Genomic DNA, 23,451 nt, shown 5'->3' with positions numbered 1-23,451 from the left:
CGAACGGGCCGGACCTTGTCACTGTCTCACGTGAATAATATTCCTCTGCCTGAATTCGCGTGCATGCGACCATGATTTGGACCACAGCCGTGCGCGGCCGCAGAAACTGGGGGTACACAAAAGGCTCCGACCACATGGTCGGAGCCTTTGGCTGTGGCAGATGAAGGATTCGAACCTTCGAAGGCAATGCCGTCTGATTTACAGTCAGATCCCTTTGGCCGCTCGGGCAATCTGCCGGGTTTGTGCTCCGTTTTTGGCTGAGCACTCGTAACACTATAGACGTTCGAGAATGAAAAGCGAAATCCTCTTCTACGACGCATCTGCCGACTACACTGCCCGGTGTGCCCGCGCCCGCTGATTTTCTGTCTTCTGCCCCCGCCCTGATCGCGCTGCTGACGGTTCTGACCGTTCTTCTGCTGACTGCCCGAATCCGTGCGCCCTGGGCGCCGGTGTACGCAGTCGCCCGAGGCACCCTCCAGCTGGCCGTACTCGCCTTCGTTCTCACGGGGGCCATTTCTTCAGCCGGCTGGGTCGCGGCATTCCTGGTGCTCATGTTCTCGGTTGCCTGGTGGACCGCCTTCAAGCGCGCTCGCGCACTCGGCCGGTCCACGGGAACCGGCAGAACCGCCGCGGTCATCGGCCTGGGCATGTTCTTAGGGACCGGTGTGACTCTTGTGACGATCTTCGGTCTGCGCGGCCTGGAGTTCTCACCGTCGTACCTTTTGGCGCTCGGCGGGATCATCATCGGAAACTGCATGACCCTGTCCACGCTGACGGTGCGCAGGCTGAACGAACTGCTGCACGATCGCTGGCCGGAAGTCGAGGGCTGGCTCGCCCTGGGGGCGACACCTCGGCAGGCAACCAGCCCCCTGGCCCGGTCCGCCGTCTACTCCGCCATCGTCCCGACAACCGACACCACCCGAACCACGGGGCTTGTCACTCTGCCCGGCGCATTTGTCGGCGCGCTGTTCGGCGGGTCTTCTCCCTACGAGGCCGGGCTCTTCCAGGTGTTCGTGCTGGTGGGCATCCTCACCGCCGGTGCAGTCGTGTCGATCACGATTGCCATGACACTCGCACCCGGCGCCAAGAAGCCCGTCGTCACAGACTCCTAACACTTAGACTGTGGTCGACTGGTTGACGAACAAGGAGGCACACATGGCTGATTCAAGCTTTGACATTGTCAGCAAGGTCGACAAACAGGAAGCGGACAACGCCCTGAACCAGGCGGCAAAGGAAATCCACTCCCGCTATGACTTCAAGGGCGTTGACCCTTCGATTGAGTGGTCTGGCGAAAAGGTGCTCATGAAGGCCAATTCGGAAGAGCGCGTGCTCGCAGTCCTCGACGTCTTCCAGTCCAAGCTGGTCCGCCGCGGAATTTCCCTGAAGTCACTCGACGCGGGCGAACCCTTCGCATCCGGCAAGGAGTACCGGATCGAAGCCGCAATCAAAGAGGGCATCGAGCAGAAGACCGCCAAGGAGATCTCCAAGATCATCCGCGATGAGGGCCCCAAGGGCGTCAAACCGCAGATCCAGGGCGACGAGCTGCGCGTGTCTTCGAAGAAGCGCGACGACCTGCAGGCGGTGATCGCTCTGCTCAAGGGCAAAGACCTCGACGTCGACCTGCAGTTCGTCAACTACCGCTGACGGGCTCGGATGAGCGCAGGCTGCGCCACCGACAAGCGGACCAGAAAGGGCGAGGCGGAGTTCCGCCTCGCCCTCTGTGTTCAGGAGATCTCGTCTGAACTAGGCCATCTTCATAGCCGCATCGACCATTGCCTGCCGTGTGGCCAGCTTGATGCGCTCACGGCCGTGCGGTTCACCGGCAGCCTTTTCGGCAGCCTCAATGCGGTGGTAGCCCTCCCAGTCGATGTAGTCGATGCCCTTGCCAGCCAGCAGGTCGACGATGGCGTCTTCTTCCGGCTTGGCAGGCTGGGGCAGACGCCCGGCTTCGTAGTCTTCGATGATGTGGCCGATGGTTTCCAGCGCATCGCCCTTCGTGTGGCCGATCAGACCAACGGGACCGCGTTTGATCCAGCCGGTGGTGTACACACCGGGAATGTGATCTTCGGCCTGGGCGACATCGACCGATTCGCCGTCGATGACACGGCCTTCGATGTTCGTGATGACGCCGCGCTTGTCATCAAACGGCAGGCCGGGCAGCTTCGTGCCGAAGTAGCCGACCGCGCGGTACACGGCGTCCATCGGCCAGTCGGTGGTCTTGCCGGTGCCGTTGACTCCACCGGTGCCGTCGAGTTCCTGGCGCTCCGTGCGCAGTGCCGTCACACCTGTCTCTTCGTCGCCGAGGATTTCAACCGGTGCTTCCAAAAAGTGCAGGTGCAGGCGGCGTTTGGCTCCGGTGTCTTCGCGCAGTGTGAAATCGGTAAGGGTTTTGGTTACCTGTTTAACCTGATTGGAGGTGCGGATGGCCTCCATTGAGCCTTCGTCGAATTCGAAGTCCTCCGGGTAGACCACAATGTCGACATCGGCTGCCTGACCGAGTTCGCGGATCTCCAAGGGGGTGAACTTCGCCTGAGCGGGACCGCGGCGGCCGAAGATGTGCACATCGGTGACGGCGCTCTTCTTCAAGCCTTCGTACACATGGTCGGGAATTTCCGTCGAGAGCAGATCATCAGCCTGCTTTGCGAGGATGCGCGCAACGTCGAGAGCGACATTGCCGTTGCCGATGACGGCGACCTTTTCGGCTTCCAGCGGCCATTCCTGCGAAACGTCAGGGTGTGAGTCGTACCAGTTGACGAACTCGGCAGCACCGTAGGAGCGCGGAAGCTCAACACCGGGGATCGGCAACTTCGTGTCGATGAAGCAGCCGGTGGAGAAGATGACCGCGTCGTAATGGTCCTGCAGTTCTTCTAGCGTGATGTCCGTGCCGTAGTCCACATTGCCGAACAGACGCAGCTGATGGCGATCCATCACGCGAATGAGTGCGTTCGTGATGCCTTTGATGCGCGGGTGGTCGGGCGCTACACCGTAGCGGACCAGACCGAAGGGCGCCGGCAGGCGCTCGAAAAGATCGATGCTCACGTCGAAGTCACGTTCTTCTTTGGTCATGAGATCAGCGGCGTAGATACCCGCCGGACCAGCACCGACAATGGCCAAGCGCAGAGGACGACTCAAAGTATCACCTTTCCCTATATCCGACCGTCAATTGTACGCACCGCGATTTTGGAAATGAAGCTGTGCTCTATTGGCGAATAGTTGCTTTCCTCTCCGCAAGCGGGTCTACACTCGCCAATGTGACCGATGACTCAGAATCCGCACCACTTCAAGCGGCCGCAACGACGCCCGCCAGCAGCTCAGCCACTCCAGCTGCCGCTCTTCCCGCAGATGAAGCCCGTCGCCGCCGCGACGGGCTGATCTTGGGAATCGGCGGCTATCTGTTCTGGGGCAGCATGCCGCTCATCTTTGCGGCAGCCGCCCCGGCCGGCGCCTTCGAAATCCTCGCCCACCGAATCATTTGGTGCTTGGTCTTCTGCGCACTGCTGCTGGCTTTCGCGCGCGGCCTCAAGCGCACGTGGGACCTTGCGCGCAAACCGAAGATCTTCGGCACCCTGGCCGCCGCCTCGCTTTTTGTGGGCATCAACTGGTTGGTGTTCATCCTCGGCGTACAGGCCGGCCGCGTGACCGAGGTCGCGCTCGGCTACTACATCAACCCGCTGATCACAGTGGCGCTTGGCATCATCTTCCTGCGCGAGCGCCTGCGGCCCCTGCAGTGGACCGCAATGGGACTGGGGCTCGTCTCGGTTCTCGTCATCACAATCTCTGAGGGCATCGTGCCCTGGCTGGGTCTGGCGGTGGCCATCAGCTTCGGCCTCTACGGCCTTGTCAAGTCCAAGGTCGGCTCCCGCGTCGGCGCGCTGGAGGGGCTGACAATAGAGTCCTTCATCCTCACGCTGCCCAGCATCGTCATCCTCGCTGTCGTGGAAGCCAACGGTCTGGGCACGTTCACCACAGAAGGCTCCTGGCACACTGTCCTGCTTCTGCTCATGGGGCCGATCACCGCCATCCCGCTGCTGCTGTTCTCCGCTGCCACGCGACGGATCCCGCTGAGCTGGGTGGGCATGATGCAGTACATCACCCCGACCATCCAGTTCCTCACCGCGCTGCTGATCTTCGGCGAGCACATGTCCCGGGGGCAGTGGTGGGGATTCATCATCATCTGGGTCACAGTCGCACTCATCGGCGCTGATTCGATTCGCGCAGGCAACCGCGCCCGCCGTGCAAAGCGCGCTGTACAGAACACCCCAAACACTGCCGGTGGCCCTGAAGCCGGCTGAAGCTTCGGTGTGCCCGAGCTCTGGTGGGGCCCTGGACGGGGTGGTTCAGCCGACCCGGTTGACGACTCCGGCGGCAAACAGTTCGAAGGCCGCCTTGATGGGCCCGTCCGGGAGGTCGCGCAGCGCATCTACGGCACGGGCCGACCACCGGCGAGCCTCAGCGCGAGCATCCTCCATAACGGGATGGGCGACGAGTGCGGTGCGGGCCGCTTCGAGCGCTTCGTCAGATGAAAGATCAGCATCCAGCAGATCGACGATCCGCTGCGCTTCAGCATCCCCTGCCGCAGCTTCGCGGCGAATGAGAAGCGTCGGCATAGTCGGCACGCCCTCGCGCAGGTCCGTACCGGGTGTCTTGCCGGATTCGTCTTCTTCTGAGGCCAAGTCGATGATGTCGTCGGCCAACTGGAACGCAACGCCGACGTTTTCACCGTACTGCCGCAGGGGCTCCACGAGCTCAGCAGAACCGCCGGCAGCCAAGACCGCGAACTCACCGCACGCGGCAATGAGCGAACCCGTCTTGTCCGACAGCACGCGGATGTGGTGCTCAACGGCGTCTGCACCGTCTTCGGGGCCGGTGTACTCACTGAGCTGACCCAGCACCAGACGTTCGAAGGTCTCCGACTGCAGAAGAACGGCACGCGCACCGAGCTCCGAACACAGGCTGGACGCTCGTGCAAGCAGAACATCGCCGGTGAGAATGGCCACCGAATTGTTCCACACCTGGTGGGCAGCCGGTGCGCCGCGGCGCACGGGAGCTTCGTCCATAACGTCATCGTGGTAGAGCGTGGCCAAGTGGGTCAGTTCGACAACAGCGCCTGCCTTCACCACATCGAAGCTTTCCGCGTCCGCTTCTGGACTCAGCTGGGCCGCCCACTGAGCGGCCAGAAGAACCAATGACGGGCGCACTCGCTTGCCGCCGGCTGACAGAAGATAGCGGGACGATTCGTCAGCCAGGCGGTCGGTCTGGCGCACCGCGTCGTAAAGGAGCTGTTCGACCTGTTCGAGCTGACGATCGAGGTTGGCGCTCAGGTCAGCGCCAACAGCGGCGAAAGCACCAGGTTTGGGCTGGGTGCCCGGCTGTGCGGAGGGCGCGCTGGCCTCGCCAGAAGGTGCCATCGTCGTCTTCTCTTTCCTCAGATTTTCAATCGGTCCGGCTGTGCAGGGATCTGCGACCCCTCAGTCTACGTTCACTCTGCTAGCGATTCGAGGTGGCAGGTACGGCCGTGATGAGCGCGTGCACTGCCCGGTCGTGCAGGTCGCGGTGCGCCCGCGGGTCGTCTTCGTAAAGATTAGCCAACAGTTTGACCGCAAAATTCATCAGGTATCGCGAGCCCATGCCGTATTTGAGTCCCAGTTCCATAACCTTGGGCTGGCCGATCAGGTGGGCGAAGCCTCGTCCCAGCGTGAAGTAGCTGCCGTATTCGTCCTGCACGGCCGTGCTGAACCCAGCAAGCTTTTCCCGGTAGACAGCCTGCGGGAACCCGCGGTAGGTGCTGATGATGTCAGCAGCGATCCGCGCCTGTTCGAACGCGTAGTCGATGCCTTCACCGTTGAACGGGTTGACCATGCCTGCAGCATCACCCAGCAGCATGACTCCCCGGTCGAAGTGCGGGGTGCGGTTGAACGCCATCGGCAGGGCTGCCGAGCGGATGGGCTGGCGCATTCCCTCGCTTCCGTCAGCCCCGCCGATGCCCCACTCATCGCCCATTGCGGCGATCCAGTCCTTGAGCACCGTCTGGTAGTTGACCTTGCCGAACTGCGGGCTGGTGTTGAGGATGCCCAGTCCCACGTTGACGGTGCCGTCGCCCAGGGGGAAGAGCCACCCGTAGCCGGGCATGGGTTCGCCCTCGGGGCTGCGCAGCTCAAGCCACGACTCAATGAACGGATCGTCGTGGCGCGGAGAGTCGTAGTAGGTGCGCACTGCCACGCCCATGGGACGGTCATCGCGCTTGCGGTGCCCCATCTGCACGGCCGTGCGGGCGCTGACCCCGTCTGCCGCGATCACGATGGGCGCACGGAAGAACACTTCCTCGGCCGCTTCGCCGGCCTTGTTGGAACGCAGCTTCCGCCCCCGGACGTCTGCCGGGACGGCGCGAATACCCGCAATCCAACCCTTGTCGAAAACGGGCTCTTCTGCTGACATCTGCTGGTACAGGACAGCACCCTGCTTTTCGGCGTGCCGGGCCAGCTGTTCGTCAAGGTCCATACGGGCTCGGGTCAGTCCATAGGACGGAAAGCCCGTCACATCCGGCCACGGGATTTCCAGCCGGTGTCCCCCGCCGATCAGGCGCAGCCCGCGATTGCGGTGCCAACCGGCCTCATCCGGCAGGGAAAAGCCCAGGTGGCCGAGCTCTTTGACCGCCCGCGGCGTCAGCGCGTCACCGCAGATCTTGTCGCGCGGGAACGCCGTCTTCTCCAGCAGCGCCACATCGAGCCCGGCGTGTGCCAAGTGGGCGGCGACCGCAGATCCGGCGGGACCGGCACCGACGATCACGACATCGGCATCGACGTTCTTCACTGTGCATCACCAGCGGGTTTGAGACCGTGGTGAATGGCGACGATGCCGCCGGTGAGGTTGCGATACTTGACCTGATCGAAGCCTGCATCGCGGATCATATGGGCCAGCGGAAGCTGAGCCGGCCAGGCGCGAATCGACTCAGCCAGGTACACGTAGGCGTCTGGATTCGAGCTCACTGCTTTTGCCACCGCAGGAAGGGCCCGCATGATGTATTCCTTGTAGAACCGCGCAAACGGGCTGAACGTCGGGGTCGAGAACTCGGCAATGACCAGTCGGCCGCCGGGTTTGAGAACACGCAGCATTTCCGCAAGCGCCTTCTGAGGTTCCTGCACGTTGCGGAAGCCATAGGTGATGGTGACCACGTCAAAGGTGTTGTCGTCGAAGTCAAGGTCCGTCGCATCTGCGTACTGGAACTGGATTTCAGGGTGGCGGCGACGGCCCACCTCAAGCATTCCCTCGCTGATGTCACCGGCGATGACAGTGGCTCCGCGCTGTGCGTAGGGCACTGAGCTGGAACCGGTTCCCGCGGCCAAGTCAAGGATGAGCTCACCGGGTTTGGGGTCGACCGATCGGGTGATCTCCACGCGCCACCAGCGCGAAATGCCGAAGGTCATGGCGTCGTTGGTGATGTCATAGCGTTCGGCAACAGCGTCGAACATCGATGCAACATCCGCCTTGTTCTTATCCAGGTGAGCGCGATTCATGTGTCTCATAATCTCAGTCCCGCCCTCCCGGGAGCCAATCGGGCCGGTGCCAGTGCCGACGACAGTGCTTCTCACTAGACTGGCCGTGTGCTCAGCGATTCTGTTTCCCTGCGGGTGCGCTCGTGGTTCATCGACGGCGTCGACCCCCACGCTCCCGCTCCCTTTGCGGGCGGTCTGCCGTCAACCGTGCAGGATTTTTTGGCACAGCTGCCCCAGGACACGTTCAACTGCTGGGTGCGAGGGCACTCCGGTCTGGTGGGCTTCGGCAGAGCAGCACGACTGCGCGCCAGCGGCAGTGGGACCGTCGAGGGGCGCACCCGCTTCGATCAGCTGTCCCAGCAGTGGCGCACTGTGTCTGAGCGCGCTCAGGTCGAAGACGCGGTCAGACTGCCGGGATCGGGCCTGGTGGGCTTCACCGCAATTGCCTTTGCCGATGATTCCGACACGGATTCCGTCATCGACATTCCGCGTTTCATCATGGGCCGCCGTCACGAACGCGTGTGGCTGACCTCCATCTGCCCCGAAGACGGCGCCGATGACGACTTCACGCTCGAATCAACAGCGCTGAGCCCCGTTGCGGGTGCCTCGCTGCACGAGGGCCGCATCAGCCAGGAGCAGCACATCCGCAATGTGTCCGACGCGGTCGCACTCATGCGGGCACCCGGCAGCCGGTTCAAGAAGATCGTCCTGGCCCGCGACGCTGTAGTCGACACGCCACGCGACATCGACGTTCGGGCGGTGCTCGGAGCGCTCAACGCCGACTACCCCGCCACGTGGACGTTCAATGTGGCCGGCATGATCGGCGCAACACCGGAGCTTCTGGTGGGTGCTCACGATGGCGTTGTGCGCTCCCGCGTGCTCGCCGGCACGTACCAGGTGCGCGATGACGCCCAGGCGGAACTTGCGCAGGCCCGCCAGCAGCTTGCCGGTGCTAAGGACTCCCAGGAGCACATCTACGCCACGCACTCACTCGAAGAGAGCCTGCGGCCCTACAGCAGTGACCTGCACGTAGACGAACAGCCCTATCTGCTGACCCTGCCCAATGTCATTCACTTGGCCACCGACGCTCACGGCACTCTCGATTCCCCGTCCGGCAGACCGAAAGACCGCCCGTCGATCATCGATCTGGCCAAGAGCATTCACCCCACGGCAGCTGTCGGCGGCGTGCCGCGCAATGAGACGATGCGCGAAATCGCCCGCATTGAAGGGGCCGACCGCGGTCGCTACGCAGGGCCGGTCGGATGGATTGACGGTGCGGGCAACGGCCAGCTGGGCATTGCGCTGCGCTGCGGACAGTTGGAGTCGCGCACCCGCATTCGGCTGTGGGCAGGCGGCGGGATCATGCCCGATTCAGACCCGCAGTCCGAACTTGCAGAATCGTGGGCAAAGCTCGGCCCTATGCTCCAGGCGCTCGGCGTCAGTCGCCCGTAAGCGCCGCTCGCCGCCAGCAGGGCACCCCGGCGGGAGGACGCCCACCCCACCGGGCCAGGGCTCAGTCCAGACGCTCAGACCAGCGGGACTTCAAAAAGCCCCGCACTGCCGGCCTTTGCCGCAGCAAGCAGATCTTCGGCCGCCACCTGCTGGTACGGCCAGCCGTAGGCTTCGGCGAGCGCCCGGAAGTTGCGCCCGTGGCGTGTTGCGAAGTACCGCGCAAAATGACGTCTCAGGTGCCCGGCGCCGTGCTCCAAACCGCCGAAGATGGCTCCGCCGTCATCATTGAGGACGAAGATCTGCAGGGCGGGCAGATTCTCGCTTCCGCCTTCGCGCAGCAGCCCTCCCACGTCGTGCAGGGCTGCGACATCCCCGATGATCAAACGCAGCGGGCACTGCTTCGACACGGGTCCCGTCAGCGCCATACCGGCAGCCGTGGCAATCAACCCGTCGATCCCGGCCAGCCCTCTGCTGGCGCTCATCTGCACACGCCCAAGAGCCTCGTTCCCAGCCAGCGCAGAAGCGTAGCGGCCCGCATTGGAACTTGCGAGGAAGATCTGGGCGACGGTGCCGTGTTCGGCTGCGTTCTCGGCGGCAGCACCGACAATCGCAGCGACAGCAGACACTCCGGCGGGCGGTTCTGCTGGGGTCGGCGGCACCTCGTGCCATTGGGCGGCCGCCTCACGGTGCTGCGAGCGGACTTCCGAGGTGACGGTCGGCTGGCCTGCGATCACGCCGGTGGTGCGGCCCAGCAGGGTTTCGCGCACTCCCGCAGCCCGTTGAATATGCGATTCGGATGCAGCGGTGCGACCCCACCGCTTCGCATCAGCATCTGGTGTCTGGCCGGTGAGCCCGGCCGAAGCCAAGTACGAACCGTATTCATCTGCGGGAGCCCAGTCGAGGTCCGTTTGGATTTCTGCCGTCGGCAGGTTCGCCAACAGCCGCTGGTCTTGACGGTACTGGGTGATTCTGCCGGTGCGGACAACCCCGGTGATGGATTCGGCAAGGTCATCGTCGAGAACGCCCGGGTGGCCGGGCACCGACAGGTGGAACAGCGGTGAGGACGGTTCGGCAAACACCGGGACTCCGAAGGCCACGGCGAGTTCCCCTGCTCGGTGCGCACCGAAGTCGCAATCACTGCCGGCCAGCAGAACAGTTCCAGGGCGGCTGAGCATTTCCAGCGCCTGCGCGAATCCCGCGTGCACGTGCGGACGGTGTTCAAGGCGATTGGCCTCGCCGACCTCGGGCCTCCAGGGCATGTCTTCGGGCTTCGGCGTGAGCTCACCGTCGAACTGCACGTTGAACTGGACCGGCCCCGGTGTGGACAGTCCACGCAGCCCCGAACTCATGGCGTACGGGGCGTTCATACCCGCACCCGCCCCCTCCGAACCGACCGCAGCGGCAACCGCAGCGTGTACGGAGGCGGTGAGCGACGCCTCGTCAGGTTCTGCAGGCGCATCAAAGCGCAGACGAACATCGCCGAGCACGTGCGACTGCCTGTCGATCGTCTGATTGGCCCCGGTCCGGCGCAGGCGCTCGGGCCGGTCAGCACTGAGGATGAGCAGCGGGAGCTGCGAATACGAAGCCTCCAGAACAGCCGGGTGCAGGTTCGCCACCGCTGTCCCCGAAGTCGTGAGAACAGCGACCAGCCCCGGAGTCTGCGGGGAGGTGCTGCCACTGACCCCGCCCGCGACGGCACTGGGTTCCGCACCGCGAACACCCGCAGCCGCCGCACCGCCGAAAGCCCGAACAGACGCATCGGCAACGGCCGTCCGACGCAGCCCCTTTGCCAGCCCAAGCGCAAAGAACGCCGCATCGCGTTCGTCAATGCGCACGTGGGTATTCACCAGACCTGCATCGGCAAGTTCCGCAAAGGCATAGGTCAGCGGTGCCGAACGCGAACCGGGGGCAATGACAACGTGCTCAAGACCGCGGCGAATAAGAGACAGGGCGATAGTGCGGGCTGTCGCAGTTGAAGTGTTCACGCACCCGATTCAACCAGACCCTAGAATGTCGATCATGGTCTACCCTCCCAGCCCCTATTCGGACGCGCCGACACCGGAGATCCCGGACTTCAAACGTCCCGACTCTCACCGGATCTGGCAGCTGATTGCAGGCATAGTCGCCTTTGTCATCGCTCAGCTGGTCACGGTCGCCGTTGTTGCGTCGATTGCCGGAATCGGGGCTCTCGACACCGCCTCCGCGCGACAAGGCGGCAGCCATGCCGAGTCGTACGGTCTGGGGATCGGACTTATGGCCGGCGGTGCTGCCATGTTCGTTCTCTACCTGCTGATCATGCGCTTTATCGCGCGTGCCCCGGGGCACGGTCTGCGGGGCAAGAACAAGGTGACGGAGTTCCTTCTGGGCCTGACCCTCGCCTTTGTCATCCTCGGGACTTCCGTCGGCGTGATCGCACTCGCCGGGGGCTTCCGAATCACCGGTCTGACTGCCCGCGATGAGCTTCTGCCTGCTTTTGTCCTCGCTCTGGGGATCGGACTGGGCCCGGCCTTTACGGAAGAGCTGCTGTTCCGCGGGTTCTTCCTGCGCATCTTCGACGCCTGGTGGGGGTGGGTGCCGTCGCTGCTCATCACGAGCGCGATCTTCGGCCTCGTGCACCTGGGCAACCCCGATGCCACGCTGTCCGGTGCGATCTTCATTGTGATCGAAGCGGGGCTGCTGTTGGGCGGAGCCTACCTCCTGACGCGCCGTCTGTGGTTGGCAATAGCCATTCACGCCGGGTGGAACTTCATGCAGGCGTTCGTCTTCGTGTCTCCGGTTTCCGGCACGGGCGAGGCGGTGGGCCTGTTCCAGGTGGAATGGTCGGGATCGTCGTGGCTGACCGGTGGAACGATGGGCCTTGAGGGTTCTGTCATCACCGCCGCACTCGGTCTGCTGGCAGGCATCGGGCTTCTGCTGCTGGCTGGAAAACACCGGACGCTCCTGCCGCGCGAAGCCGTCATCCGCAAGCAAAGGGCTGCCAAGGCCTGAAATGCGCACCCGGTGGCGGACAGCTGTCCCGCAGCCCAATTCCAAGGGCAGTCCAAGCCGAGCGTAACTTCCCGTTCACGCATCCGCCGTAGCCTCGGTGTTGCGGAGGTGGTCCATGGTCAAGCGCAGTCTGCGGATGTCCGTCGGAGCACGCGCGGTGCGAGCACTCACAGCCCGCCGCAGTGCGGCAGGCCTCTACCCGGCCTACAGCGAATCGACCTCGTTCCTCGGCCCCGAGCCGGCCGGCTTCGAAGCCGCCCACATCCACGTGCGCGAAAAGCGCAAACTCTCTGGCCGCCTGCGCGAGTTCTTCGTCTACTCACCGGCTCTCGGCAGAACCGTCGGCGTGCGCGTCCTCTTGCCCGGCATCCCACAGGAGCACGCCGTTCCCCTGTTCCTTTTCCACGGCGGCGGCGACGATTTCCGATCCTGGACGGACCTGGGACGGGCTGAACTGCACACGCGCGGCAGTCGTTTCCTCGTTGTCATGCCCGATGCGGGGGCGGCCGTCTACTCCCGCCACGAAAAAGCACCCGGCGACGTCGAAGACTGGCCGGAGTTCCACATCCGCGAACTGCCGATGCTGATAGGCGACCTCTATTCGACCTGCCCCGAACTGCGGGTGGCCGCCGGGCTGTCCATGGGCGGCTACGGGGCTATGAAATACGCCGCCTGGCGGCCCGATCTCTACGCTGCCGCCGCCGCGTTTTCGTCTCCGCTCATCCCGCAGGCCGCTCCCCCGCTGTTTCAGATCCTCGCAATGCGCGCGGGAGCACCGGCGGATTCGCTCTTCGGATCTTTCAAAGACGGTGACGCCCGGTGGGAAGCGAATTCGCCCTACGACCTCGCAGAAAACCTCCGCGGGCTCGACATCTGGCTGTCAGCGGGCTCTGGAACCCCTGACGATGCGGAGAATTCCGATGAGAGCGCTGACATCATGGAAGCCCACCTGCACAACCACGGCGGCCGCTTTGCCCAGCGGCTGAGCGAACTGGGCATAAAACACGCGTGGGCACCGCGGGACACCGGAATGCACAACTGGTTTGCCTGGCAGCGCGAACTCAAAGCGTGGCTGGCCCACGCCGTGCAGGCCGGGCTCGACCGCAGTCCCAGCGCATCACCCACCCGCGATCCCCGCCCGCGGTTCTGGACGAGCGTTGCCGACGGGTCGCCGTTTACGTTCATCAGCGGCCTGCCGGTCTTCGAAATCTACGGATGGAAAGTCGAGATCTCCAGGCGCCGACCCCAAATCGTCACCTTCGGCGACGTCAGCCCCAGCGGCTTCACCCTCAACGGCGCCGGAACCTTCCGAGTGACCTCACCTGCCATGTTCATGCCCGGAGCGGAAGCATCCATCACCGTCAGAAGCCCGCTGGGAGTCAACCCGTACACAACCCGGGCCGACGCCTCGGGAGCCATCTCAATCACAGGTCAGATGGGTGCGGCGCTACACGATCCCATCGTGCCCGGCAGTCGGACAAAGCACTTTCGCACGTGGGGCCAGGCGGCGGTCACCGAAGTCATCATCAGGGGGCAGAGAAAAGACTCAGACAGATCTGCGACCATAGAAAGTTCACGCAAGCCCAAGGCGCTGCCGAAAAGAGGCGGCTGAGAACAGAAGGGAACCGGATGAAGCGGCTCATAGCAGGTCTGGCACTATCCGCACTCGCGCTGACAGGGTGCAGCCAAGCCGATGGCCAGCAGACAGATCCGGACAGCAGCGCCGAACAGGGCGCAGCAGAGGGCATGCACTCAACAGAAGACCTGCGCAGGTCCATGGAATCGGCTGGTATGGAGCCTGCCGAAGTCAGCCCCGAAAACGCGGACCCGGCACAGCTGCTCGAAAGCGCGTCCGTCGAACCGGAAAACTGCCGGGTGCTGCTTGACGCCACGCAGGGCGCAGACCTCGGCACTGACACCGGGCTGAGCGCAAAAACCGATTCGGCGTCCTACTTCGCAGCCGCCAATGCCGAGGGCACGGACCTGGCTCCCATAGTAGAAAACGCACGCAAAGCGGCCCAGGACTGCTCAACCATTCGGGTGAAATTCGCCGATCAGACCGTCGAAACCTCTGTCACCGTCGACGACATCACGATCGACGGGGCAGACGACGCCGTGTCGGCATCCGCCGAAGTCGACTTCCACGGGCAGAAGCTGACCATCACCAATATCGCCGCCGCAAAAGACAACACGATCGTCTCGGCTGTTCTCAGCCACGGCGGAAAGCCGAAGACCGCCGCAAAGACCATCAGCGGCATTCTCAGCCGACTGGGCTGACCTGTGCTTGGCGCAGAAGCTTCCAGCAGGCAGCCAGGCGGGCCAACCACCACTGTTCAACATCCGCCGGTGCCCGGTGCGCTTCTGCCAGTTGCACGCTGACGTCCATCGGGGCTGCGCTGATTGTGCCGCCGCGGGGCTTTCGCGGCTTGTCTACGACATCGGCAGCCAACAGCGACGCCGTGCCCAAGCCCGCTGCCCACGGTTCGGCCTGCCCGCCGCGCTGTGCTAAGACCAGTGCCAGCTGCGCACCGGCGGCCAAGCCGATGGACGATTCCAAAGCACTCGACACCGTCGCAGGCAGACCGCAGGCATCCACAATCCGCGCTGCCGCTGCGACCCCGCCCAGCGGCTGTGCTTTTACGACAATGTGATCGGCCGCGCCCAACTGCGCCACCCGCAGAGGGTCGTCAGACCGGCGAATGTTCTCATCCGCAGCAATCCGCACGGCACTCAGTTCACTGTCTGCCTGCAGCCGCTGCCGCAGCCGAGCCATGTCCTCAACGCCGGCAACCGGCTGTTCGATGTATTCAAGCCGCTGCGCAAAACCAGGCAGGGTGCACAGTGCCCGCGCATACTCCACGGCTTCTTCAACGCTGAGTTTGCCATTGGCGTCCAAGCGAATCCCGGCTGTTGGGGCAGCGCGCAGGACAGCCGCTGTGCGCGCCAGATCAGCGTCTTTGCTGGCCGCACCGTGTTCGGCGATTTTGATTTTGAAGACCCCCACACCGTCAAAGCGGGCGAGAACATCTGGAACTTCGGCAGCGCCCACCGCCGGGACGGTCCCATTGACCGGCACCCGAGTCCCCGCCAAGCCGCCTGATACAGCGGATGTCCGCGGCGCCTCGTCAGCTGAGGCAGTCAAGCCTGGCGAGGCGGAAGTCCCAGATTCCAGCAGATCTGCCGGACCGCTCGCGTTGAGTGAGAACTCAACTGCCGCCGCCAGCCACCGGCGCGCTTCCGCGGGCCCGTATTCGGGAAACGGACTGAACTCCGCCCAGCCGGCCGGACCGCGCAGCAGGCACACCTGCCGCGATGTGATGCCGCGAAACCGGGTGGTCATCGGCAGTTCGACCACACGAATATCCGTGAAGAACTCGCGCGGATCGGCGGGCAGATCCGAAACAGGAAGCGAAAACGGCATAATCTCAGCCTAGCGAGCGCGGATGCTGGACGCTGTTGTGTGCAGCAGCGGGACTCGCGGGGCGTGCACCAGCTAATAGAGTGGGGGTATGAGCGTTTCGGATATCTTCAACCCCAGCCGCTGGCGCGAAGTCCAGGGCTTTGACTTCACCGACATCACCTACCACCGGGCCGTGGACGAAGACGGCGCGGACGTCGGCGCGGTGCGCATCGCCTTCGACAGGCCCGAAGTGCGCAACGCCTTCCGCCCCCACACGGTCGATGAGCTCTACCGCGCACTCGATCACGCCCGCCAGACCTCGGATGTCGGCGCGGTTCTGCTGACCGGCAACGGCCCCAGCCCCAAAGACGGCGGCTGGGCGTTCTGCTCCGGCGGTGACCAGCGTATACGCGGTCGTTCCGGCTACCAGTACGCATCCGGTGACACCGCCGAATCAGTCGACCCGGCACGTGCCGGAAGGCTCCACATTCTCGAAGTTCAGCGGCTTATCCGCACCATGCCGAAGATCGTCATTGCGGTTGTGCCCGGCTGGGCCGCCGGCGGAGGACATTCCCTGCACGTGGTGTGCGATATGACGATCGCAAGCCGCGAACACGCCAAGTTCAAACAGACCGATGCCGATGTCGGCTCCTATGACGCAGGCTACGGTTCGGCGTATCTGGCGAAGATGGTCGGGCAGAAGAAAGCCCGCGAAATCTTCTTCCTGGGCCGCACCTATTCGGCACAGGACATGGCCGACATGGGTGCCGTCAACGAAGTCGTCGACCACGCTGAACTCGAAGAAGCCGCGCTGCAGATGGCCCGCGAAATCCTGGGCAAGTCCCCCAATGCCCAGCGGATGCTGAAGTTCGCCTTCAACCTGGTTGACGACGGTCTCATGGGCCAGCAGGTGTTTGCCGGCGAAGCCACCCGGCTGGGCTACATGACGGACGAAGCCGTTGAGGGCCGCGACAGCTTCCTGGAAAAGCGCGATCCCGACTGGACGCCGTTCCCCTGGTACTACTGATCTGCTGCTGATCCGACATACGTGCCCACCGAATTTCCCTCACCGACCCCGGCTGAGGCCAGCCGAGTGTTCGCTGACGCGCTGGCCGGCCGGCATATCGCCGTGCTGCCAGGCGGAGGCGCCCGGCATCTGACCGCCTATCCGCTCTCCAGCTGGCGAGGCGGAGCTGCCGCTTACAGCACTGACTCGCCTGACCGTGGGGCAGCTGAGACCGGGACGGCTTCTGCAAGCACACCTCCGGCGCTGGTCGTCTTCACCTCCGGTTCGACCGGCAGACCGAAAGGCGTGGCACTGTCAGCTGAAGCCCTGCGCGCCTCAGCCGCCGCGACCGAAGATGCACTGTCCGGGCCGGGCCGCTGGTTCCTGTGCTTAGCACCGGATCATATTGCCGGTGCCCAGGTGATTCTGCGTTCGCTGCGCTCTGGGACAGTGCCCTTCGACGGCCGCGGGAACTTCACGGCCGAGCGCTTTGCCGCCCAAGCCGAGGAGTTCTTCCGTTCCGGGCGGGGGGAACCGGCCTACGCCTCGTTGGTTCCGACCCAGCTGACCCGCATCCTGCGCGACCCTCGGGCAGCCTCGCAGGCAGCAAGGTTCGATGCTCTGCTCGTCGGCGGGGCATCACTGCACCCGCACACAGCCGCAGCTGCGCGGCAGGCGGGCCTGCGCGTGGTCCGCACCTACGGCATGTCTGAGACCGGCGGCGGCTGCGTCTACGACGGACGCGCATTCCCACAGGTGGATATCCGCATTGCCGACGACGGGCGGGTGTCCCTGTCCGGCCCCGTCATTGCAGACGGCTATGTCGAGGTCGGCCCGAACTCGATCGTGCCCAAACCAGACCCCGGTTTCTCTGTCGACAACCGCGGGCGGCGCACATTCCTCACCTCTGATACGGGGCGCTTCGACAGTGCGGGAGTGCTGACCGTCACCGGGCGAGTCGACGATGTCTTCCAGTCAGGCGGCACAAATGTTTCGCCCCTGGCCGTCGAGTCCGTGTTGCTTGACGAACTGGCCGATGACGGGATCGATGAAGTTCTCCTGGTGCCCGTTGACGACCGCGAATGGGGGCAGTTGGGAGCACTCCTAGTGCGCGGTCCCGGGGCCGAGTACTATCGGAACTCGGCCCCAAAGCTCAAAAGCAGATTCAAGCGGCTTTTGGGCCCTGCCGAAATCCCCCGATGGGTGCTTCCCGTCGAGGCGATTCCAGCCAAGGGGATAGGCAAACCCGACCGTGCAGCAGCACGCCGACTGGCAGCGCAGATGCTGCGAGAAGGGGCCCAGTCGGACTCGGCAGAAGCTGGGCCGGAACCGGCAGCCCGGACAGAACCGACCGGCTTGCCAGCAGAAGATTCAACAGACATGAGGACGGACAAACGTGGCGAGTAGAACGCAGCTGTGGATTTCCGGAGCGCGGCTTCGGACGCTGCCTTTGGCTTTCGCACCCGTTGTCCTCGGTGCCGGTGCAGCGCTTGGCCAGCTGGGCGGCATGTCCGCTCTGGTGATCGGCTCAGTTGACCCGTCCGTCGACGACAACATCAACGGTTGGGCGCTGCTGGCGAAGGGCCTGCTGGCTCTCGTTGTGGCATTGGCGCTGCAGATCGGCTCAAACTACGCCAATGACTACTCCGACGGAATTCGCGGCACCGATGACGACCGGGTGGGCCCCCTGCGGCTGACCGCCAGCGGCCTCATCCCACCCGAACAGGTCAAACGGGCGGCTTTTATCTGCTTCGGCATTGCCGGGTTCGCGGGACTCCTGCTGACAATCATGTCCGCGGCCTGGTGGATGCTCTTGGTGGGCGCTGCCGCAGTTCTTGCCGCCTGGTTCTACACCGGCGGCAAACGCCCGTACGGCTACATGGCCCTCGGCGAAGTCTTCGTGTTCGTGTTCTTCGGGCTCGTTGCGACTCTCGGCACCACCTACGCAATGGCAGGCCGACTCAGTCCCGCCGCATGGGCCGGAGCGGTTGCCGTGGGCCTCTACGCGTGCGCTGTTCTCAAAGTCAACAACCTGCGCGATATTCCGACCGACATCGAAGCCGGCAAACGCACACTCGCTGTGCTGCTGGGCGACCGCCGTTCGCGCATTGTGTACCTGGCGCTGGTGTTTTTGCCGTATCCGCTACTGGTTGTGCCGATCATCAGCGGCTATTCGGGTGCGCTTCTGGCAGTCGGTTCGATCATCCTCGTAATGAAGCCCGTGCGCGCTGTTGTCCACCAGAAGACAGGCCATGCGCTCGTGCCCGCCATCAAGCACACCAGCATCGCCGCGCTCGTCTACGCGGTGCTCCTGAGTCTGGGTCTGGCCCTCTAGCTCAAAGCTGACGATGGGCCGCTGGGGTCGCATCGGCGGCACCGGACTTCAGTGCCGCTGCATACCTGACTTCGGTGCCGCTGCATTCGCAACGGGCTCGTCGAGTTCAGCGGTGCTGTTCGTCGATTTCGTCTTCGATCGCTTCGTCGCTGCCGGCCTTGGGCGCACGGTTTCTGCGCTGGGCGGTCCATTCCGTCATTGAGGAGACGGCTTTCTGCTTCATACCGTTGAGCAGCAGATAGCTGAGCAGAGTCGCCACGATCACGGCAACGATCGTCGACAGCAGGCTGGGTCCGCTGAAGTACCAGATGACAGCGACTGAGGCTGCGAGCAGGCCGATCCGGGCGGCGTTGTACAGAAGGAAATCACGCATGGTGCCCCTCATTGTAGTCCCGCGGCAACCACTACGATGGAGTGCATGGCCCGCATGCTCATCGCAATCATCGTCATCTACACGGCTCTTGCCCTGTACAGCCTTTTCGACTGCATTTCCTTCGATTCATCGCGAATCAAAATGATGCCGAAGGCGGCCTGGGCTGCGATCATTCTCTTCTTGCCGGTAGTGGGAATTGTGCTGTGGTACCTGTTCGGCCGCGGAGGTGCCCTGCAAGGAGCCAATGGCAGCGAGTCCGTGCCCAATGCACCCGACAACGATCCCGAATACCTGAAGAAGATTTCAGACGACATCGAACTTCGCCGCCTGCGCGAACTCCAGCGCCAGCAGGAAGAACAGCGCAGGGCTGAAAAGCTGCGCGGCACAGGATCAGAGCCGCGCAAGAACTCGCAGGGTGAAGACAGTGCTGCTTCGGCAGATGACGAGCCGGGTGACGATTCACCCCGCCACGACAGCTGAGCGGCACCTCGGCCCCTCATGTCTTTCACCCGCCCAGATCACAAGGCGCCACTTCCCTCACACCAGACCGGCACCTCGGCTTCTCATCTCTTTCACCCGCCCACCCAATAGCCGGATTCTGCGCCTTAGCAACAGCTGCTAAGGCGCAGGTCTGTTGCTGAAGGGAGTGCCCTTGCGGCTGACGGGTGTTTCTATGGCTGAAGCGGGGATCCTGGACTTGCCCTTGGCTGAAGTGGGGATCCGGCTAGCGGGTGGAGGCCGGAATGCAATAGGTTCCCCGCGCTCACGCACACAAAAAAACGGGTGCATCCGCATGAGCGAATGCACCCGTCGAAGAGTTCAGGGCTGCAAGGACTGAGCCAGCCTGCTGATCACAGCCCGGAGTATGAGTGCAGGCCGTTGAAGTACACGTTGACGATCGTAAAGTTGAAGATGATCGTGATGAAGCCGATGAGGTTGAGCCAGGCAATTGTCGTCAGGCGCAGACCGCGGGTTGCACGCGAGTGCAGGTATGCAGCGTAGACAACCCAGATGACGAACGTCCAGATCTCTTTGGCATCCCAACCCCAGTAGCGGCCCCAGGCGACTTCGGCCCAGATGGCTCCGGCGATCAGGGTGAAAGTCCACGTGATGAAGCCGACCGCAGCCAGACGGTAGGACACAGCTTCAATCGATGCCGCCCGCGGCATGCGCTCCAGAAACGACAGCCGGCCGGCATCGCGTCCGGCTGCAACGCGCTTTTCACGAGCACCCTGCAGCAGCTGCACCGTGGCCAGCGCGGCTGAAACAGTCAGCAGGCCGGTGGAAAGAATCGCAATCGGAACGTGAATGAGAATCCAGTACGACTGCAGTGCCGGAACGAGCGGTGCTGCAGGAGTGTAGAAAACAGTCGTCGCAAGGCCGATTGACACCAACAGGAACCCGGTGACGAATGTGCCAAGGTAGCGGACGTCTTTGTAGCGCAGCGTCACAACATAGACAGCACCGGCAACGGCGCTGGCAAGCAGCGCGTACTCCATCATGTTGCCCCAGGGAGCGCGCATGACCGACATGCCGCGCGTGACGATCGAGGCGATGTGCAGGAGCAGCGCCAGAACCGTCAGGGACGTGCCGACATTGGCAAACACGCGACGTTTGCCGCCATCGACAGCGGAAGCATCACCGCGACCGCCCTTCTCGTTCGCTTCGTCGGCCGTGCGATTGGAGTACACCCGGTCAGCAGGACCGTCGAGGTTCTCCTGCACGAGCGTGCCGACAACACCGCCGTCATCAGCCGCTCCAGCATCAGCCGAGGTACGTGTGCGCGATGTGCGCTTCGCACCTTTCGCCGCGTCTGCGACTGCACCGGAAGAGGCACCGGAATCAGCCGAGTCAGCTGCCTTCCCGGCGCGCTTCTTCTTGCCTCCGAAAAGGTCAAAAGCGTAGACGATGAACGCGAGCGCATAGACCGCACCAGCCGAATAGATCAGAAGCATTGACCAGCTGGCGAGCGTGACGTTGACTTCCACTTATCCCTCCGCGGATTGGTGATCAGCAGACGAAAGTCTGTCTTTCAATTCTACGCCACAGCGCTCTGCCGCCTGCTTGACGCGTGGGTCTTCGCTGCGGGCCAGCGCACCGATTTCCACTTCGCCGTCACGCACCCGCACCCACATGCGGCGGCGCGGAATGAACATGGCCAGTGCCAGTCCGATGAACATCAGCGTGGTGACCACCAGCATGAGTCCCTGCACCGGGTCGTGGCGGACGTCGAGGCTGACGAACTTCGCTATCCGCTCAAACTCGATTGTGCCGAGCCCATCGGGCAGCTGCACTGTCTGTCCCGGCTGCATCTGGGTGATCCACTGCTGGCCGTCGTCGCCGTTGACGGCTTCCATACCCGCAGTGTCGAGTTCGTAGACGTTCTGTGGAATACCGGCATCAAGCCCCAGGTCACCCTTGTAGAGGTTCATGACGAGCACGGGGTTGCGCAGCTCTGCAAACTGCGAGTACAGCTCACCTTGCTGATTGACGCCCGCTGTGGGAAGCAGGATGCCGGAAAAGCCCAGCTGGTCATTGCCCGCGCCGGTGTCGGGAACTTTGATGACACCGCGCGAGGTGTAAACACCGTCTTCGGGCACGAACACCACAGGCCCGGAGTAGGTCACCTTGCCCTGTGCGTCGCGCACTGTCACGACCGGTGCGTAGCCGTTGCCTGTCAGATACACGCGCGCCCCGTCCACGCGGATGGGCTCGTTGACTTTGAGGTTGTGTTCAGTCGAAACGCCGTCCGTGGTTTCCGTGATGACGGCGTCAAATGCCCGCGGCTGGCCGAACTGGGCGCCTTCGCTGGTCGAGTCGAATTTCGCGTCGAAGCTCTCCAAGCGCAGGCGGAAGTTTGCCAGGTTGTCGGCGTCGAAGTAGCGGCCTGGCTCAAATGAGTCATAGGACACGAGCGAGTTTGTGAACGTGTCCCCTTCGACGAGCACGCGCTGGCCACCGTAGCCGAAGATCGCGCCGATGGCCATGACGATTGTCGCGCCCAACATGGCGAGGTGGAAGAGCAGGTTCCCCGTTTCTCTCAGGTAGCCGCGTTCGGCGGCGATGTGGTCACCGCGGCCCACCGTACGGTAGCCGTTCTTCTTCAGGTATTCCTGTGCGGTTTCGAGGATCTGCTCGGCCGGGGCGGTGTGGGTGAAGCTCTGGTAGCCGGGCATTCGGGTGAGCCTGCGCGGGGCTTTCGGCGGCTGCGAGCGCATTGCCTTCCAGTGCTGTTTGGTGCGCGGCAGAACACAGCCGACCAGCGAAATCATCAGCAGGATGTACACGGCGGAGAACCAGAATGACGAATAGACGTCGAACATCTGGAACTTGTCGAGGAGTTCACCGGTCCGACCGTTGTCGATGATGAAGTTCTGAACCTTCGCCGGGTCCTGAATGCGCTGCGGCAGGAGCGATCCGGGGATAGCCGCCAGTGCCAACACCAGCAGCAGGATGAGTGCGAACTTCATGGTGGTCAGCTGACGCCAGGCCCACCGGAGCATGCCGATGAACCCGATGTCCGGCGCTTTCTGGGACGACTTGCGATCCGCGGTGCTTGCCGCGGCCGTGTCTGGTGTCGTCGGTTTGTCTGTCATCACACCACCGTTTCGAATCCGCCGATGAGGTTCTGCATGTTGTTCATGATGATCGTCCATACGCCGGTGACCATGAGCAGCCCCAGCAGGATGAGCATGACACCGCCGAAGATCACAATGCCGCGCTGGTGCCTGCGGAGGAAGGCCAGGCGTCCCATGCCCTTGTGCAGCAGATAGGCCACAAGCAGGAAGGGCAGGCCGAGCCCCACGCAGTAGGTGAAGGTCAGCAGCATGCCGCGGCCGGTGCCGCCGTCAGCACCGAAACCTGTTGACAGGGCGAGCACCGCCGCCAGGGTGGGGCCGATGCAGGGTGCCCAGCTCAGTGCGAAAGCGGCACCGAGCAGCGGGGCACCCCACAGCCCGGCTTTGGGCTTCTTTGCAATGGGCTTGTTGGTCTGAAAAGCCCGAATACCGCCCAGGAACACGATCCCGGCAAGGATGACTGCAATGCCCATGACGCGGGTGACAATGCCAATCCAGTCACTGAGCAGGCTGCCGAGTGCCCCGAAGGCCGCTCCCAGGGCGACGTAGACGGCTGCAAAGCCCAACACGAAAAGGCCAACCCCGCCGAGTACCGCAGAGGTGCGCTCCTGTTCGACCGTTGTGCCGGTCATCCCCGTGACATAGCCGATGTAGCCGGGAACCAGGGGCAGCACACAGGGTGACAGGAACGACACGAGCCCGGCGATCGCCGCGACCGCCATGGCCAGCAGCAGCGGACCGTTGAGGACCGTCTGCGCGAATGCCGAACCGAGGTCAGCGGCCTGCACTGCCCCTGCGGCCTGCACGGTCCCGGCGGGGAACACCG

Annotated in this window: 21 protein-coding genes and 1 tRNA gene; 11 read left to right on the top strand and 11 right to left on the bottom strand. The window is 63.6% G+C overall.

Annotated elements, in window-relative coordinates; translation table 11 throughout:
- Window positions 1-154 precede the first annotated feature (154 nt).
- Window positions 155-236: transfer RNA gene (locus HMPREF2757_RS03440), tRNA-Tyr, on the bottom strand.
- Between the two features lie 105 nt (window positions 237-341).
- On the opposite strand from HMPREF2757_RS03440, the gene HMPREF2757_RS03435 reads away from it, so the two are divergent.
- Together HMPREF2757_RS03435 and HMPREF2757_RS03430 are read left to right on the top strand one after the other, a co-directional pair.
- Window positions 342-1,112 carry an ABC transporter permease gene (locus HMPREF2757_RS03435; protein WP_070573389.1) on the top strand — a complete coding sequence of 257 codons (771 nt, stop codon included), beginning with the start codon at window positions 342-344 and terminating at the stop codon, window positions 1,110-1,112.
- A gap of 43 nt (window positions 1,113-1,155) precedes the next feature.
- Entirely contained in the window at window positions 1,156-1,644 is a 489-nt protein-coding gene (locus tag HMPREF2757_RS03430) for a YajQ family cyclic di-GMP-binding protein (RefSeq protein WP_070573511.1), read from the top strand.
- 99 nt (window positions 1,645-1,743) lie between these two features.
- Here the strand turns inward: HMPREF2757_RS03430 and HMPREF2757_RS03425 are convergent, their stop codons facing one another.
- Window positions 1,744-3,132: an FAD-dependent oxidoreductase gene (locus tag HMPREF2757_RS03425; RefSeq protein ID WP_256278258.1), complete on the bottom strand. Its 1,389-nt coding sequence runs from the start codon at window positions 3,130-3,132 to the stop codon at window positions 1,744-1,746.
- A 119-nt stretch (window positions 3,133-3,251) separates the two neighbouring features.
- Here HMPREF2757_RS03425 and rarD point away from each other — a divergent pair, with 119 nt between their 5' ends.
- Window positions 3,252-4,292: an EamA family transporter RarD gene (gene rarD / locus HMPREF2757_RS03420; RefSeq protein ID WP_070573507.1), complete on the top strand. Its 1,041-nt coding sequence runs from the start codon at window positions 3,252-3,254 to the stop codon at window positions 4,290-4,292.
- A gap of 45 nt (window positions 4,293-4,337) precedes the next feature.
- Here rarD and HMPREF2757_RS03415 read toward each other — a convergent pair whose 3' ends face one another.
- From HMPREF2757_RS03415 to HMPREF2757_RS03405, 3 genes are all read right to left on the bottom strand, one after another.
- The gene (locus HMPREF2757_RS03415) at window positions 4,338-5,408 is read right to left on the bottom strand and encodes a polyprenyl synthetase family protein (protein WP_070573385.1); all 1,071 of its coding nucleotides are present in this window, start codon (window positions 5,406-5,408) and stop codon (window positions 4,338-4,340) included.
- A gap of 79 nt (window positions 5,409-5,487) precedes the next feature.
- Complete coding sequence (locus HMPREF2757_RS03410) at window positions 5,488-6,810, bottom strand: geranylgeranyl reductase family protein (protein WP_070573384.1); 1,323 nt, start codon at window positions 6,808-6,810, stop codon at window positions 5,488-5,490.
- The gene (locus tag HMPREF2757_RS03405; protein WP_070573382.1) at window positions 6,807-7,514 is read right to left on the bottom strand and encodes a demethylmenaquinone methyltransferase; all 708 of its coding nucleotides are present in this window, start codon (window positions 7,512-7,514) and stop codon (window positions 6,807-6,809) included. Before HMPREF2757_RS03405 ends, HMPREF2757_RS03410 begins: the two co-directional genes overlap by 4 nt.
- Window positions 7,515-7,601: 87 nt before the next feature.
- Here HMPREF2757_RS03405 and HMPREF2757_RS03400 point away from each other — a divergent pair, with 87 nt between their 5' ends.
- On the top strand, window positions 7,602-8,945 hold the full coding sequence (locus HMPREF2757_RS03400; protein ID WP_070573381.1) for an isochorismate synthase: 1,344 nt from the start codon (window positions 7,602-7,604) through the stop codon (window positions 8,943-8,945).
- Window positions 8,946-9,019: 74 nt separating this feature from the next.
- Here HMPREF2757_RS03400 and HMPREF2757_RS11855 read toward each other — a convergent pair whose 3' ends face one another.
- Window positions 9,020-10,930, bottom strand: a complete 1,911-nt coding sequence (locus tag HMPREF2757_RS11855) for a thiamine pyrophosphate-binding protein (protein ID WP_070573379.1) — start codon at window positions 10,928-10,930, stop codon at window positions 9,020-9,022.
- Between the two features lie 34 nt (window positions 10,931-10,964).
- Between HMPREF2757_RS11855 and HMPREF2757_RS03390 the strand changes: the two genes are divergently transcribed.
- The 3 genes from HMPREF2757_RS03390 (at window position 10,965) to HMPREF2757_RS03380 (ending at window position 14,210) form a co-directional block, all read left to right on the top strand.
- Window positions 10,965-11,933, top strand: a complete 969-nt coding sequence (locus HMPREF2757_RS03390; protein ID WP_176745875.1) for a CPBP family intramembrane glutamic endopeptidase — start codon at window positions 10,965-10,967, stop codon at window positions 11,931-11,933.
- 115 nt (window positions 11,934-12,048) lie between these two features.
- Window positions 12,049-13,545, top strand: coding sequence for an alpha/beta hydrolase (locus tag HMPREF2757_RS03385; RefSeq protein WP_070573373.1), 1,497 nt, complete (start codon window positions 12,049-12,051; stop codon window positions 13,543-13,545).
- A 17-nt stretch (window positions 13,546-13,562) separates the two neighbouring features.
- A complete protein-coding gene (locus tag HMPREF2757_RS03380; RefSeq protein ID WP_070573371.1) occupies window positions 13,563-14,210 on the top strand; it encodes a hypothetical protein in 648 nt (215 codons plus the stop codon).
- Here the strand turns inward: HMPREF2757_RS03380 and HMPREF2757_RS03375 are convergent.
- Window positions 14,194-15,354 (bottom strand): o-succinylbenzoate synthase, encoded by a 1,161-nt coding sequence (locus HMPREF2757_RS03375; protein ID WP_070573369.1) that lies wholly within the window; start codon window positions 15,352-15,354, stop codon window positions 14,194-14,196. The genes HMPREF2757_RS03380 and HMPREF2757_RS03375 overlap by 17 nt on opposite strands.
- A gap of 88 nt (window positions 15,355-15,442) precedes the next feature.
- Between HMPREF2757_RS03375 and HMPREF2757_RS03370 the strand changes: the two genes are divergently transcribed.
- The 3 genes from HMPREF2757_RS03370 to HMPREF2757_RS03360 are packed head-to-tail and all read left to right on the top strand — an operon-like array spanning window position 15,443 to window position 18,674.
- Window positions 15,443-16,360: a 1,4-dihydroxy-2-naphthoyl-CoA synthase gene (locus HMPREF2757_RS03370; protein ID WP_070573367.1), complete on the top strand. Its 918-nt coding sequence runs from the start codon at window positions 15,443-15,445 to the stop codon at window positions 16,358-16,360.
- Between the two features lie 21 nt (window positions 16,361-16,381).
- On the top strand, window positions 16,382-17,746 hold the full coding sequence (locus tag HMPREF2757_RS03365; RefSeq protein ID WP_083304076.1) for an AMP-binding protein: 1,365 nt from the start codon (window positions 16,382-16,384) through the stop codon (window positions 17,744-17,746).
- Complete coding sequence (locus tag HMPREF2757_RS03360; protein ID WP_070573364.1) at window positions 17,736-18,674, top strand: 1,4-dihydroxy-2-naphthoate polyprenyltransferase; 939 nt, start codon at window positions 17,736-17,738, stop codon at window positions 18,672-18,674. Before HMPREF2757_RS03365 ends, HMPREF2757_RS03360 begins: the two co-directional genes overlap by 11 nt.
- Before the next feature lie 106 nt (window positions 18,675-18,780).
- Here HMPREF2757_RS03360 and HMPREF2757_RS03355 read toward each other — a convergent pair whose 3' ends face one another.
- Window positions 18,781-19,047 (bottom strand): DUF4229 domain-containing protein, encoded by a 267-nt coding sequence (locus HMPREF2757_RS03355; RefSeq protein ID WP_070573362.1) that lies wholly within the window; start codon window positions 19,045-19,047, stop codon window positions 18,781-18,783.
- A gap of 45 nt (window positions 19,048-19,092) precedes the next feature.
- On the opposite strand from HMPREF2757_RS03355, the gene HMPREF2757_RS03350 reads away from it, so the two are divergent.
- On the top strand, window positions 19,093-19,527 hold the full coding sequence (locus HMPREF2757_RS03350) for a PLD nuclease N-terminal domain-containing protein (RefSeq protein WP_070573360.1): 435 nt from the start codon (window positions 19,093-19,095) through the stop codon (window positions 19,525-19,527).
- A 371-nt stretch (window positions 19,528-19,898) separates the two neighbouring features.
- Here HMPREF2757_RS03350 and ccsB read toward each other — a convergent pair whose 3' ends face one another.
- From ccsB to HMPREF2757_RS03335, 3 genes are read right to left on the bottom strand one after another with little or no spacing between them, the layout of a single operon-like run.
- Entirely contained in the window at window positions 19,899-21,035 is a 1,137-nt protein-coding gene (gene ccsB / locus HMPREF2757_RS03345; RefSeq protein WP_083304073.1) for a c-type cytochrome biogenesis protein CcsB, read from the bottom strand.
- Window positions 21,036-22,643, bottom strand: coding sequence for a cytochrome c biogenesis protein ResB (locus HMPREF2757_RS03340; RefSeq protein ID WP_070573358.1), 1,608 nt, complete (start codon window positions 22,641-22,643; stop codon window positions 21,036-21,038).
- A complete protein-coding gene (locus HMPREF2757_RS03335) occupies window positions 22,643-23,449 on the bottom strand; it encodes a cytochrome c biogenesis CcdA family protein (protein WP_070573356.1) in 807 nt (268 codons plus the stop codon). The genes HMPREF2757_RS03340 and HMPREF2757_RS03335 overlap by 1 nt, the downstream gene beginning before the upstream one ends.
- Between the last annotated feature and the right edge of the window lie 2 nt (window positions 23,450-23,451).

Origin of the sequence: Brevibacterium sp. HMSC063G07 (assembly GCF_001810665.1) — a bacterium.
Taxonomy (GTDB): domain Bacteria; phylum Actinomycetota; class Actinomycetes; order Actinomycetales; family Brevibacteriaceae; genus Brevibacterium.
The sequence above is the reverse complement of the archived record's forward strand: the minus strand, read 5'-3'. Positions and strand labels throughout refer to the sequence as shown.